The organism is Saccharicrinis sp. 156 (genome assembly GCF_050589685.1).
GTDB lineage: Bacteria > Bacteroidota > Bacteroidia > Bacteroidales > Marinilabiliaceae > Saccharicrinis.
Genome location: NZ_JBNGOS010000014.1, coordinates 69,192 through 83,849 on the forward strand (window position 1 = coordinate 69,192; position 14,658 = coordinate 83,849).

Below are 14,658 nucleotides of genomic sequence, written 5' to 3' on the forward strand. Positions count from 1 at the left end.
CCTCCAAAAACTAGCTTTAGGCTTTCTCAAAATTTAAAACCTGGGTAATTTAACTACTTTAGCAATTTGTTGAACCACTCCCTTAGCTTAACAGTTGATTCCCTATCATCCAAAAACATAGCACACGCATGAGCTCCCAGACCTGAGTTTTCGAAAACAACATCAATTCCATTGTCTTGAAACATCCGTTTAGGTTGCTGATTGTTATTGTCGGTATGAAATTGAGGAATATGTTTAGCCCTTTTTAACCTTTCTAATGCATCGTCCATTTTAGTTTTTCCCCATCCATCGCCATCAAAATGCTGACAGGCATGAATACCTTTCCAAAGGGAGGCAATAGAATCGTTTCTTAAACCAATAAAACCACAGGCTATAGCGCCACGAGAAAAACCGGTCAGTACAATTTTCTCTTCATCGGCATTAAATTCCTTGCATACTCGTTTTACCAGGCGATAAGCAAAATCAGCGGTATGCTCGGGATTTCCCCAACCACTTTCAGCAATCTCTACACCATTGTCTGCGACAAAAGGTAAACTAAGCCAAATCGCGTTTTCTCCTTTGCTCATTCCATAACCAATAGTGCATTGCTCCGGTCGTCCCGTTGAATAACAACCCGTGGTATAAAAAATATTACCCGGAAATTCGACGATTAAGGGATATGTCTTCTCAGGCGTCCAACTATTAGGTAGGTATAATAATCCGTATATTTTATCTTCATAGGGAAGCGAATACGTCACTCTTCTCCCTGCTTCAGGTTTGGCCATTTCCATATCCGGCACTTCTAATCTTCTTTTGGAGCTTGGAACGGCTTAGCTATACCTTTGGCTTTTAAACCACCTACCACTAATTTGGCATCCGCTTTTGCATTCACCAACATAAACTGAATTTTATCGATACAAGACGGGTTAATCTTCGGTGTACCATCGGGGAAAGCCTCCCACAAGTTACAAGATAAGGTCTGACTTTCTCCTGGAATTAAAGTCGCACTGGAGGCCACCGCATCCCATCCTTTATTGGCATGAACCCAAAACAAAAGCTCTATTTCTGAATCTCCAACATTGGTGAACTGAGCTTCAATAAATGCTGATTCGTTTAAATCCCATCCTTCTTCAGGTGAAATGATAGAACACCAATTATATTTACTTGTTTGGCTATTGGTCATATAAAGCGTCTTCTTATGAGTTTCTTTCACGAACTCAGCTTTTACTCCTTTTGAACCATCTAATTGGGATTCATATGGAAGGTGTTCCCATAAAGAACTTGAGGTATCGGAAGCTGAGCAAGCCATATTAAATAGACCTATAAATAAATAGAAGAATAATTGCTTATGTGTTATAATAGACATCCTGATTAAGGTAGAATTAATTTAGGTCTCCAAATTTAGAAAGAATTATAAATAAAACACCGGGTGAGTATTAGTCAATCATAAATAATCACCCGGCAAATTGTGTATTAATGGCCATTAGCTATTTAAACGACTTATTCAGGAGCTTTTGATACCAAAATTCCATCATTTCTTCATCACTAATCTTACCTGTATAACCTTCTTTGGCCATCGCTTTGGTAAACCAGGCTACCGATCCTTCTTTGGCTTTGGTGATGGTAGCTTCATCTTCTTCTACCATACCTTTTTCGAATTCTTTTAAAGCTGATATTAATTGGCATTTTAGCGCCTTCTCTTTCTTAGCATGTTTAAGACTTCCGCTTAAATTATTGAACTCCATAGGATCCTTTTTCAAATCATAGAATTCAAACTCAGGCCTTTCTTCTGCCATAAAATTTGTAAAAGGTGCTGCTAACTCTCCTTTTGAGTGAAGATACTTATAAACCGTAAATGCCGGATATTGCAATCGCTTGTAACTACTTAACTGCATGTAAGGAAGATCGGGTCTTCTGTTCCAAATTAATTTGTAGCGACCATCCGTAATACTTCTGATATTATCTGGTGCATCACCACATCGCTGGCGAAAACCATAAATGTATTCACGTTTTTCGGAATTCTCCCCCATAAATATCTTACCATGCATATGTTCAGGCACTTTAATTCCTGCCAAATCAAGTGAAGTAGTTGTCACATCGATAATACTAACCAACTTCGTACTTGCCTTATTTTTTTCAGGTTTAAATGGATTGTAAACGATTAACGGCACATGCAGTCCTGCTTCGTATAAAAACTGTTTATCGCGTAAATGAGGACGGCCATTATCTCCGAAGAAAAATATAATGGTATTTTCCCATACTCCTTCGTCTTTAAGGCGTTGGATGATGTTTCCGATTACATGATCTAAGTGCTGAATGCTTTCCAGGTACATGGCCCAATCTGCTTTAATAAGCTCATGGTCGGGATAACATGCTGGTAATGTTACTGTTTTGTAATCAATCGGATTATCCTTGTCATAATCGAAATCACGATGAGGATATTTAATATTTACCTGTGCATAAAATGGCTGGTCTTTATCTCTATCCTGCCAGTCAATGGCATCAAAAATGTTTTTGGTTAGAAAGTTGAAATCGGTTTTCCCCATCTTTTTAAAGGACTTATCCATGTTGGAGCAGAAATAACCTGCTTCTCTAAAGTATTCGGTTACCGGTTTTACATGTTCAGGAAGCTCCATTTTGTTGATCGTACGATGATCGAGAGAGTTAATAGCCGTTGGGTACATGCCTGTGATGATGGAAGAACGACTTGAAGAACAAACCGGGGCTGTGGTATAGGCTTTAGTATATCTTGTTCCTTGGGATGCCAACATATCAAGGTTAGGCGTTTTAACGTCAGGGTTACCATAACAGGAAAGTTCCAGGCTTATATCATCGGAATAAATCCAAAGGATGTTGGGTTTCTTTTGGGCCGAAATGTGAAGAACAGCCGCAAGTAGCATCATAAAAGAGATAATTGATTTTAGTTTCATAATTAATGGTTTTGTTGCAATTTAATATTTTAAGACCCCCATCCTCCGCCTGTAGCTGAGTATTTTCCCCGGTTTCAGCGCCAAGGGAAGAGCTGACTTACATGACGTTTTCGTTTATCTAGAGCGAGGATGCCTGGAAGCAATTCGCTTTTTATACTGAATTTTGTCTACTTCTTATATTCTTTCTTTATAATTAAAGGAATTTGCACGTTAAACGACTGACGTACATGATTCTCATCGTAGGTGTCTGCTGCACAAATTAAAGCAATGGGCTTACCATCTTCAACCAAAACCTGAGGTCGTTCCAGGTGGTCGAACTGTTGGGTAGTACCATCCTCCCAGGTGAAACTACGATCAGAAATTTCAAAGTTTTTCGCTTTCTGCCAATCGATTCCATCCATAGAATCGTAGTGTACCAAAGAGAAGATACGTTTTTTACCTTCGTGTTTGATGAATTTTACGATAGCACGATATTTACCATCTGCATACCATATATAAGGATCTTCTGCAGGGAAACGAACGCCTTCCTCTAAAAATACGGGATCCGGGAATTTTTTAAACGGACCGGTAGGAGAATCTGCGATAGCCACACAATGAACTACAGGACCTCCTTGGGGTAATGGAAATTTCTTTCCTACCGCCTTATAAACCATTAGTATTTTACCATCTGCCATTTGGCAAACTGAAGGATTCGAAGTCATCAAAGCATCGTGAGCCGTAGAGTCGTTATGCGTAATATCCAATACTGGTTTATCAAATCTTTTCCACGGACCATTAGGATCATCAGCAACCGCCACGCCAATACGCTGGTTGTTTCGGTGCATCCAGTTAATGCGTGCCTTTCCGGGAACACTCACAATCTTTTCGTCACCAATGTTTCCCATATAGTACAGGTAATATTTGCCATTGAATTTATGCACTGTTGGATTATGTGTGGCAGAACCATCCCAGTATTCAGTACCTCTATCCGGTAAAGCTACATCAACGTGTTTGTATGGCCCAAAAGGAGATTTAGAAGTGGCATGGGCAATTACCGAATAGTTCACCCATTCCCAGCCAATTTGTTTAGGCCAGCGTGAGTATAACATGTGGTATAATCCGTCTTGTCCTTTAACAACCGAGCCACCCCAATGACTAAGGGTATCACCACCGCTAAACACGGAATGTTTAGCTACCTTTCCGAATTCAATTTTATAATCAGGAATTTGTTCTGTTTTATCCTGACAAGAAATCAGGGCAAACATAATGAGTACAAATAGTACATTTTTCATTTTTATAACTTTTTAGAATTATTATTTTAATGGAATTTGAACATTCCAGGCATGTAACACACCATTTGAATCCATAGTATCCGCTGCACAAACTAAGGCAATCGGCTTACCGTTTTCTCTATATATTTGAGGACGTTCAAGGTGTTTTAATTTTATAAGTTCACCACTTGCCATGTTTATCTGTAACTTCGAAACCAATGGGTTGTCAGCCAGTTTCCAATCAAAACCATCTTCGGATTCAAACAGTACCAATGCCTGGCCAGCTTTGGTAAAAGCTCCATGCATGTCTTTTACGATGGCTCTGTATTTTCCATCCTGAAACCATATGGAAGGATCCTCCGCTGGAAAATCGTGTCCCTCGGCCGTAAATACCGGCAAATCATATTTTTTAAAAGGTCCAGTCGGACTATCCGATGTGGCCACACAATGTACTACCGGTCCTCCTGATATCCTTTTTTTCTTTTTGCCAACCGCTTTGTAAACCATCAGGTAACTACCATCGGGTCGTTGGGTAACCGATGGGTTGCTCACTAATAAAGCATCCATGGCAGTGCTATCGGGGCTAACATCAATCAATGGATCATCAGATCGTTTCCAAGGACCATTAGGATCATCAGCTACAGCAACACCAATTCGCTGATTATTGCGATGCATCCAGTTGTATTTTAATTTACCGGGAGAACAAGGATTTTTTCCATCTCCTGTATTTCCCATATAATACAGGTAATATTTACCATTGAATTTATGAACGGTTGGATTATGGGTGCATAAGCCATCCCAGTATTCTTCTCCCCGAACAGGTAAGGTTATATTTTTATGTTTAAATGGACCAAACGGAGACTCGGAGACAGCATGAGCAATTTCTGAATGCGTAACCCAGGCCCATCCCAAATCTTTCTTCCAACGCGAATAGAACATATGATAGAGGCCATCTTGACCTTTAACTAAAGATCCTCCCCAATGGGTTATTGAATCACCTCCGCTAAAAATGGAATGGTTGGCAACCTTACCCAATTTGATTTTGATGCTGGTTTGTTTTGGTTCCTGTTGACATGAAACCATTATCAGAATTGTGATTATTGTAATTAAATGTTTCATGTTTTTTTGTTTGATTTTTATCATCGGAATTTGTCTTTTCCCCAATTAGCAGGATTGTTATTAATATAATTTGCAATACGATGATGTTCAGCATTATCGCGAATAATGTGGTCGTAAAAACGTGTTTGCCATGCAAATTTGTACCCCAACCGATGTGCATGTTTGGTAACCGCCGATTTATATGAACCAATAACCGATGACACGGAATTTTTACCAATATTTTGAAAACGATTTTTACCAATGGTTTGATTGTCGGATGATGGCATTGATTGTTGTTGTGATTGTAGAGACAGGGCATGCCCTGTCTCTACGTTACGTTCGTCCACGTTACGTTCGTCCACGTTACGTCCATCCACGTCACTATCGTTTGTACAATCATTTAAAATTAAAATACCATGCACATGATTGGGCATTACCACAAATTCACCTAATTCAATATTATGGGAATGGTTTGTTATTTCTTGCCATAATATATCGGCAATTACACCTGTGGATGACAATTCCATTTTATTGTTCTGTATTTTTCCAAAATAATGTTCTCTGTCTTTGGTACAAATGGTTATAAAATAGGGTGCGTTCCATCGATAATCCCAATTCTGTAATCTTGTGGATTCAATTCTGTATTTATTTTGAAATTTATCGGTCATATTACAATTTACCATTAAACCTGGTATAATTCCTTATTTAACCTCAACCACCTCTGACCACACGCTCTCACCAGTTTCCGTTTCTCGCTTCATCTTAAAATAAACCTTTTCTTCTCCCTTTAAATCGATGGATACCATACCTCTTACATTTGAGGTAAATTCTTTATCTAACATATCCTTTGCAACACCATACCTTATGGTATAATTACCATCATTAAAATCACTGGAATAACCAATCACCAATTTATTATCGGTAATAAATGAATCCCAAATAATTGGGGGCAATGCATTTTGATTTGTTGTTGCTTTAACCATTTCTGACGGCTTACTAACTCCTTTGTCGTTAATAGCATACAGTTGGAACTCATATTTTTTACCTTCCTCAATTCCCATAACATCTATATAGCTATCCACAGTTTTGTAGGATTCTTTTACATCGACACCATTAGCCGAATACGTGACGAAATATTCCGTGGCATTAGGCACCTGATTAAACAGTATTCTCACTGCATTTTTACCTGGAATAATTTCTGATATTTCTGGTGTTATCGCCTGTTGAAATGAAATAGTTTTATCTAACCTTGAATAGTTGGTTGGTGTTACCAGGCTAACGGTAAAATCTATAATGTCGGATGGCAAATCTTTCCACGAAATTGAGCCTTTCCATTCTTTATCCGCTGGCTGTATTTCGGGTAAATCAATAGCGTTTTTAGAAACAACATCCCCTTTACTGTTTCTAAATTGATAAACTAATTTATAGTTGCGCATGGCGTGACTGGGATAATCACTGGCACTTCTTACGGGCATGCGCACGTCAGCCGTATTTTTCTCAAAATCGATATCTGTAACTTCAATATCCAAAACAGGGGCATGTTCCCTTTTAATGCGTGGAAACAACCTGCGTTTCTGTCTCCAGGAAGTAATGACTCCCCACACCCTGTTTTCTTCAGCGGTTGTTCCTGCATACCCGCTCCTGTAATCATTAAATGTCCACATGGATGTTCCAATCACAAATTCATTTTTATGTCTGAAATTATTCGTCCATTCCGAAAAAATTTCTTTATCCGAATCCAGTGCGGTTGAGGGGAACGGGTCGAAACCAAATTCAGAAATAAAAACTGGTTTATCGGGCCATTTTGTTCTTAATGTAGTTATTATTTCCTGCGGATCTCCCTGCCATCGGTACATGTTATGCATGATTAAATCTACATGCGTGTTTGCGTCGGTTTCTGGAGTGTATTCCTTTTTTTGTCCCGAATTACTTACACAGGTAACTAACCTGTATGGATCCAGTTCCTTCTTTACATATTCAATAGCCGCTTTACCATAATAAAAGTGATTATTTAGCTCATTACCTACACTCCAACCAATTATGCTGGGATGGTTGATGTCTCGTTCAATCATACCTTTCAACCAATATTTAGCCAAAAAATAGTTCTTTTCTTTAATCTCTATTCCATGCTTTTCGGTAAGCATAACGTAGGGCTCGTCAAGCATTAATATTTCTTCATCTTCACTATTAAGCTTAATCCCTTTTTCTTTCTCTAACTTAGAAACCGGGTAGTAGCTAGCTCTGAATTCATCATTATCTAAATCTCGCACATTGATTTCTTCGAAAAGTAAAATCCCTTTTCTATCACATAAATCAATCAGCTTTTTATTTTGAGTCCCGTGCATGATACGCATAAAATTTGCTCCTGCTTCTTTCATCAGGTCAACATCTTTCTCCAACAATTCTATAGGTTCAGAAGAACCCCAGAAACGGTGCTCACTCACTCTGTTAAAACCAGCCAAACGAACGGGTTCACCATTCAATAACATTTTAGATGCTGTCAATTCAACTTTTCGTATCCCGAAATTATCCAGTCTTTTATTTAATACCATTTTTCCTTCGGAGATGGTAGTTTCAATTTGATACAATTTAGGATTGTCAAAGTGCCATAATTCTACATTTTTAGATTTCAAAACCGTTTCTAAGTGTATATCCTTTACCTTATTGGGTTCAATTTCAACAGTACCTTTTAAAGCCCCAACTTTGGCTTTATCCATTATTTTGGAATTAACTTTAAGGATTCTTTTCTCACTAGAATTATTTTCAATTCTCACCTTTACTTTAAGGTTTGCGGAACCTGTTTTCAGATTGGGGTCTGCATGTATATATTGATAATTTATTCTAACATCATTGTTTTTGGTTAAAGTAACATCTCTTATGATACCTCCCCAGTTCCATGTTGCACCAACAATTGCACTATTATCGGCTTGAACAGCGATCACATTTTTTCCATTGAAATTTAAAACATCGGTCACATCAAATTCAAAAGGGGTAAATCCGCCCCTGTTTTTTCCAATAAACTTTCCGTTGAGATAAATTTTTGAAAGATGATAAACACCGCCAAATTTCAGGTAATATCTTTCATTTGAATTCTGTTTCCAGTTTGCAGGAAGATCAAGAATCTTACGATACCAGCCAATACCTGTATAGTTTGAATAATCATTGATCATACCCCAATGTCCCGGAACAGCCAAATTGCTCCAATCCGAATCGTCAAAATCACTTAAATAAACACGCGTGGGTTCTTCTTTGGCCTTTAGATACTTCTCTTTGGAAATTTCCCTAAACATGACTGCATCAGCTGCCACAGCGCCACTCACAATGGCCGTTAATTCTATATAGTTATTATCAGCTTTGTTAAATTCATAAATACCCAGGCTATTCCATTCTCCACAAAAAACCCTTTGACTCACAAATTTTGTTGAAACACCTTTAGCATGTTTTACATTGCACTGGGCCGTGAGGTGTGATGAAAAAGGATATTTTACAAAGGTCTCGTAGTATCCTGATTTTTTTAAGTTGGGAAAAAACCGAAAATACGAACTATCTGCTTTATCGCCTCCATTCAGGTCGGTTAAGGAAAAATAATGTTGCTTATAATCCTTTCCGTAAAACTTTGACTCTCTGGCTCCTGTTTTCAATGTCTTCCAATTACCCTGCATTTCAACACCTGGATCATTGTTGTCAATCACAATATCACTTTTCGTCTCTTGAATGTTCATGTAATTGGAACCTTCTCCATAAATAGCATAGAATTTCCAGTGACCATTAAGCGAAACTTTTTCTTCGCCTGTTTGTGCATTTATATTAGTGCAGAATATCATGCAGGCTAATAATATCAGTTTTGTAGCTTTTATCATAGTCGTATTTTTTATCTGTTTAAAGGAACCCTTAAATTACATGCGTGCCCGCGATGAACATTGTTAACAGTTATGCCCAAGGCTCCGAACAAAAAAGTGGGAACGCCATCTTCAACTAATAATTGAGGTCTTTCTAATTTATATTCTGTTCGGGTTCCATTATCCTTTAATACCCGGCTAGGCAGCACCAAAGGATGTTTTGCCTGATTCCAGTCGTACCCATTCCCCGATTCCATAAGCGCAAATGCCCCTTTATCACCTGTAAATATTCCTTTTATGTCGCATACAATGGCGTAGTATTTACCGTCCTGACTCCATACATAGGGGTCTTCAGCAATCATATGTTCGTCCTCTGAACCTGGCATCTCAAAAATAGTTTCGTCATGCTTTTTAAATGGGCCCAGCGGATTATCGGCAAAAGCCACCATATAACGCACACGACTACCTTTAGACACCTGGTAACTATCGTCGTTTTTCATATCCACAGGCTGCCATCCATTCTGCTTACCTACCACTTTATAAACGGCAAATATGCTCCCATCAGGGGCTATATTAATGGCAGGATTGGATGTCATCAATGCATCTGGTGCACTTGGATCTTCATCTACATCGATAACTGGCTTGTCCATTCTGTGCCAGGGTCCTGCCGGACCATTTGCCCACGCCACACCAATACGCTGATTGTTGCGGTAAATCCACCAGTCTTTATTTTTCATTGAGGTGGGTTGTTGGGCTTTAACAGGCGATGTAGTTCCCATGTAATACAAATAGTACTTACCATCCTTTTTAAAAACAGTAGGGTTGTGCGTTGTAGTCCCGTCCCAAAACTCCTTACCTCTTGCGGGTAAGGCTACATTAACATCATGGTAAGGCCCCTCTGCTTTTTCGGCTACAGCGTAAGCTATTTCCGAATCAGTTACCCAGCCCATATGTCCCAGCTCATATTTCCAACGGGAGTAATACATATGGTATTTCCCATCGAAACCCTTCAAAACTGAAGCGCCCCAGATATGATAATCCTGGCTGATGAGTTTGTGTTTTTCGCTAACTGGCTGCACCAAAGCACCAATATTCAAATCTTTAGTAGCCGGAGTCTTTTTAGGGGAACAACTCCAAAAGAGTAGAATAACCAGTATCGAATTAAAGATCATGTAATTTCGTATCATCTTTATTTATTCCAGCTTTTATATACCTCTTTTAACTGCTGATATGCTGCTTTTTTCTTTCTTTGCTCATCAACAATCCCCCATTCCCGGAATCCCGATTCAGGCGTTCCTTTATAATTACTTCTATAATCGTTATAACACCAGTAAGAGATGCCGATTAGGTAAGGGTATGTTTTCATTTCGTTCATATAACCCACTAAATCATCTTGCAATTTTGAGTTTGGTGCCGGGCCAATTTGACCTCTCCCTAGCTCAGATAAAAAAATAGGTTTACCAGGAAAGTTCTCATGTGTTGTTCGGACAGCCTTTGCTGAGTTACCATATGAATTCAAACAAATAAAATCTACCTTATCGATTGGTTCGTTGCTGAGGTTTACACCCTGGCTGTAGCAAGTAAGACTTACATACGTTTTTAAGCGTGTTGTGTCCAGTTCATCGATATAATCCAACATGGAGGCGATATAATCGTGCTGACGTGTGGTAAGAAGTTTCTTGCCCCAGTTAGGAACAGAATCCCGCAATTCATTACCCATACTCCAACCCACCACACAAGGGTGATTAAAATCACGCTCCACCAAGGTGCTTAACCATTTTTTAGTAAGTGGATTATCAGGAAATGATTGCGGATCGTCATTACCCCAAACAGGTATTTCTTCTATCACTAAAAACCCAATACTATCACATACCTCCAGCAAGTTTTTGGATAACGGAGCATGCATCAATCGGGCAAAATTACATCCCAATGATTTAATATCGAGCATATCCTGCTTTACCAAATGGTCGGGTTCTGTATTCCCAAACTTTGGATGGTCATGAACGCGATTGAGCCCGTTCATTCTAACAGCTGTGTTATTTAAGAACAATTGTTCACCACGAACCTCCAACTTGCGAATACCAAACTTATCGGTATCAGAATCGACCGCCTTCCCTTTAATTTCCAGTTTACTGGTTAAGGTATACAAATTTGGGTTATCGAAATCCCACAGTTGAAAATCGGTAAGTTCCTTTTCAAAAGTCACTTCCTCAACTTTAGTCTGATGACTATCCAAAGATATTTTAGTAATAATAGGGTTTGGTATATTCGATATTTCGGACATAATACGCCCTTTGTAGTTTCTGCACGAGTTATTCTCAACTTTATATTTAAGAATAAATTTTACCTGGTTCGCTTCAAAATCAGGAATAGCTGCAATATGCTGATAAACCATACGAACATCTTCATTGCATGCTAAAGTAACATCACGGCTAATTCCACCCCAGGCCCACCAGGCCCCACGTTTGTATGTATTATCAGCACGCACCAACACTTTATTGGGTTGATTATAATTTATATAGTTCGTAATATTATATTCAAAAGGTAAGTAGCCACCTACATGCTCGCCTAAGAAATGACCATTCACCCATACTTTTGAAGTTTGATACACAGCTCCAAACTGAACTCGTATCTGCTTACCTTTCCATGATGATGGAATATTAAACTCACGCTGATAATATCCTTTACCAACATACTCAGAATATCTCTCACGAGTATCCCAGTTTCCAGGAACAGATATAGTATCCCAGTCGATTTTGTAATTGGCGATAACCTCATATTCCGTTTTGGAGTTGGAAGCTAAAAAGTTCCATTGTCCGTTTAAGGATTGTTTTTGCGTTTGGGCATTCCCAAAGAATCCAATTCCAAATGCAATTATTAATGTGTAGATGAATTTCATAGTTAATTAATTTTTCACCGTTATCATATAACTAGGCACGGGATTTATCCCGTGCAATATATTCAGTTTAAAATGGCTTAAGCCTAAACATAAGGTTGAGTTGTTAGCCTGCTAAACAGATAGAAATCTATTGGCATATTATATTTGAACAACTAGTTTCCGGCGCAAAGCTGACTTGCATTATTTCACACCTTTGTGATGCGTCGGATTTACTTCTTTACTATACCCGGGGTTAAAACCCCGGGCTATTCATGTCTAACCCTGTTGGGGTTTATTACCTACAAACCACCTCAAAAACAGAAGCAGGTACATGGGCTGAAGGATGTTCAACTTCAATCACTAAACCTTTCGTTTTTAAAGCCGTATCAAGACTTATTTTATTAATCGTTTGATAATTCCCGGTTACTTCTCTTACCAACTCTCCGTCTAATGTTTTGATGACATAATTTTGAACACAGAACGGAATCACATCTTCAGGATGACCATATTGCACGGTTTCCATGGCATGGTCAAAATCAGTATCAAAAAACAAGGTGATTTCGGATATTTCTTTTTCTTCTTGCCATTCGATTTTCAATGCTGGTTTTTCATCATTTAAATCAGCAACCCAGGCATTGGCAGTAAGCCAGGGACGAACAAATCCGTTCCCTAAATTCTGAACGTTAAATGCTTCGATAGCTGGTGTAATTTCCATGGCCATATTTTTACCTTCCGGTCGACGATTAGGAATCCAAAACTCAAATTCATCCACGCCAATTCCTTTAGGTGGTCTTTGACTACCGTCATTTGATACTTTTTCGTTAACTCCGTTGAAGGCCGTCATCACACCTGTAATCAACTCTTTGCTTTCGCGTATGCTGATTTTATTGTTCTGCATAAAGGTGACAAAGGCATATAAATCTTCTTCAACAGTTGCATCAAAGCTGAATTCAATGACTTGTTCTCCTTGTTTTAATCCAATCGTTTTTGATTCCAGGATAATTTCCGGTGTGTAGTTAGTTGCCATTTCAGACCTACGTAATTGAACGTCAAGTTCCGTAGTCTCTTCTGCTTTAACAGTTACCTTAAACGAATATCTTTGACCTGCTTTCACGGGTAATAATTGAGCCGCAGAAACATTTAACTTTAACCAATCTCCATCGGCTGGTATTTGCGAAAGCTTTAAACTGGAAGATGCTGAAAGTTGACCAACATTTACCAGGTTACTGGCTGAATCGATAGGTACATTTAAAATACTTTGACCAGTCAGGTTTAATTCATTCTGTAGTTTTTTTATGTTTCCCTTCTCAAGTATTTGTGCCGGCAACAAGTTATCCTCTTTACATACGGCTGCTGCCATCCCTACCGCCTGAGCACCAAAGCCACACGTCACCATCACTCTGGTTGAACCAAAGGCCACATGCGACGAGCTGATGATTCTACCCGCCAGAAACAGATTATCAATATCCTTACTTACAAAGCTTCGATAAGGTATATCATATACCCCTTTGGAATGCCATTGGGTACATCCCGACAACTCACTGTATACACCATCAGCAGGATGTAGGTCAAGCGCCCAGCCACCATAAGCTATGGCATCGTCAAAGCTTTGCTGTCCGAGAACATCTTGCTGTTTCATCATATACAAACCTTCAAAACGACGACTCTCACGTTTACCCGGAACATTACCAACCCACTCCAGGGTCAGATTTTCAACGCCTTTAAACTCTCCTGAGTTTTTGATATAATCCCAAACGCCAAAAATAACTTTAGAAAGTTCCCATTTGATCTCCTCTGTTTCATGAATGGTATCCAGACGCCCACCATATTCAAACCACCAAAAATTACATCCTGTCATATCTTTGCGGATGATTTTGTGGCGAGGTATCTGGGTAATATCTTTTAAAGCATATGATGGTGCTACGTATTTAACCGGATGATCCACCTCTTTCGTGTAAAAGAACATGGAGTGTCCCAATAACTGTCCATAAGATTTATCCGGTGCGAATAATTCCCCAAATTCTTCTTTTGATTCTGCACCTATTCTAAAGCTGGCTCCAGCCTGAAAAGCCACGATGCCATCTCCCGACGCATCACAAAACAATGGAGCATTAATGGTATATTCGATAGAATTTTGACTATTAAAGGCAAACACACTTTTGATGTTTCTGTCATCCGACTTTTCAACACTTGAAACTGAAGTATTCAGCAGTAGGGTAATATTTTCCTCATTCACTACTTTCTCCAATAATACAGTGTCAAAAATCACTGGATTCCCTTCTTTGTTTCGATAAAGGTTCTCCACCATTATCTCGTCAATCACACCACCTTCACGACTCCATCGGTTATTATTTCCCATGTGTGAGGTTGCTCCCAAAGCCCACAGGCGCACCTCAGAAGAGGCATTTCCACCCAGCACAGGTCTGTCCTGTACCAATACTGTTTTTGTTCCTTTGCGGGCTGCTGTGATAGCTGCACAAACACCTGAAAGCCCACCTCCAATCACTACAAAATCAGCCTGAATTTGAATTTGCTTATTATGTCGTTTATCTATTGAATATTCCTCTTGTATCATATTTTTAGATTTTTTTATTTTACATCATGTAAATCAATTCTACTCTTTTCTGTGGTGAAAATTGATTTACAACACGTGTTTCTTATCCAGTAAGGGTTTTATTCTCAAA

10 protein-coding genes are annotated in these 14,658 nt (G+C 38.9%); all 10 read right to left on the bottom strand.

Annotated elements, in window-relative coordinates:
• Positions 1–53 precede the first annotated feature (53 nt).
• The 10 genes from ACRD64_RS10770 to ACRD64_RS10815 all read right to left on the bottom strand — a co-directional run bounded on the left by ACRD64_RS10770 (position 54) and on the right by ACRD64_RS10815 (position 14,549).
• Positions 54–770, bottom strand: a complete 717-nt coding sequence (locus tag ACRD64_RS10770) for a hypothetical protein (RefSeq protein WP_430933352.1) — start codon at positions 768–770, stop codon at positions 54–56.
• Positions 771–781: 11 nt separating this feature from the next.
• On the bottom strand, positions 782–1,345 hold the full coding sequence (locus ACRD64_RS10775; protein WP_430933353.1) for a hypothetical protein: 564 nt from the start codon (positions 1,343–1,345) through the stop codon (positions 782–784).
• 121 nt (positions 1,346–1,466) lie between these two features.
• Positions 1,467–2,909: a sulfatase family protein gene (locus ACRD64_RS10780; protein WP_430933354.1), complete on the bottom strand. Its 1,443-nt coding sequence runs from the start codon at positions 2,907–2,909 to the stop codon at positions 1,467–1,469.
• A gap of 167 nt (positions 2,910–3,076) precedes the next feature.
• Positions 3,077–4,180, bottom strand: a complete 1,104-nt coding sequence (locus tag ACRD64_RS10785) for a glycoside hydrolase family protein (RefSeq protein WP_430933355.1) — start codon at positions 4,178–4,180, stop codon at positions 3,077–3,079.
• Between the two features lie 21 nt (positions 4,181–4,201).
• The gene (locus tag ACRD64_RS10790) at positions 4,202–5,278 is read right to left on the bottom strand and encodes a glycoside hydrolase family protein (protein ID WP_430933356.1); all 1,077 of its coding nucleotides are present in this window, start codon (positions 5,276–5,278) and stop codon (positions 4,202–4,204) included.
• Between the two features lie 20 nt (positions 5,279–5,298).
• Entirely contained in the window at positions 5,299–5,925 is a 627-nt protein-coding gene (locus tag ACRD64_RS10795) for a transposase (protein WP_430933357.1), read from the bottom strand.
• A 33-nt stretch (positions 5,926–5,958) separates the two neighbouring features.
• On the bottom strand, positions 5,959–9,117 hold the full coding sequence (locus ACRD64_RS10800; RefSeq protein ID WP_430933358.1) for a glycoside hydrolase family 2 TIM barrel-domain containing protein: 3,159 nt from the start codon (positions 9,115–9,117) through the stop codon (positions 5,959–5,961).
• 11 nt (positions 9,118–9,128) lie between these two features.
• Entirely contained in the window at positions 9,129–10,283 is a 1,155-nt protein-coding gene (locus tag ACRD64_RS10805) for a glycoside hydrolase family protein (protein ID WP_430933359.1), read from the bottom strand.
• A gap of 2 nt (positions 10,284–10,285) precedes the next feature.
• Positions 10,286–11,995, bottom strand: coding sequence for a glycoside hydrolase family 2 protein (locus ACRD64_RS10810; RefSeq protein WP_430933361.1), 1,710 nt, complete (start codon positions 11,993–11,995; stop codon positions 10,286–10,288).
• Positions 11,996–12,269: 274 nt separating this feature from the next.
• The gene (locus ACRD64_RS10815; protein ID WP_430933362.1) at positions 12,270–14,549 is read right to left on the bottom strand and encodes an FAD-dependent oxidoreductase; all 2,280 of its coding nucleotides are present in this window, start codon (positions 14,547–14,549) and stop codon (positions 12,270–12,272) included.
• Positions 14,550–14,658 lie beyond the last annotated feature (109 nt).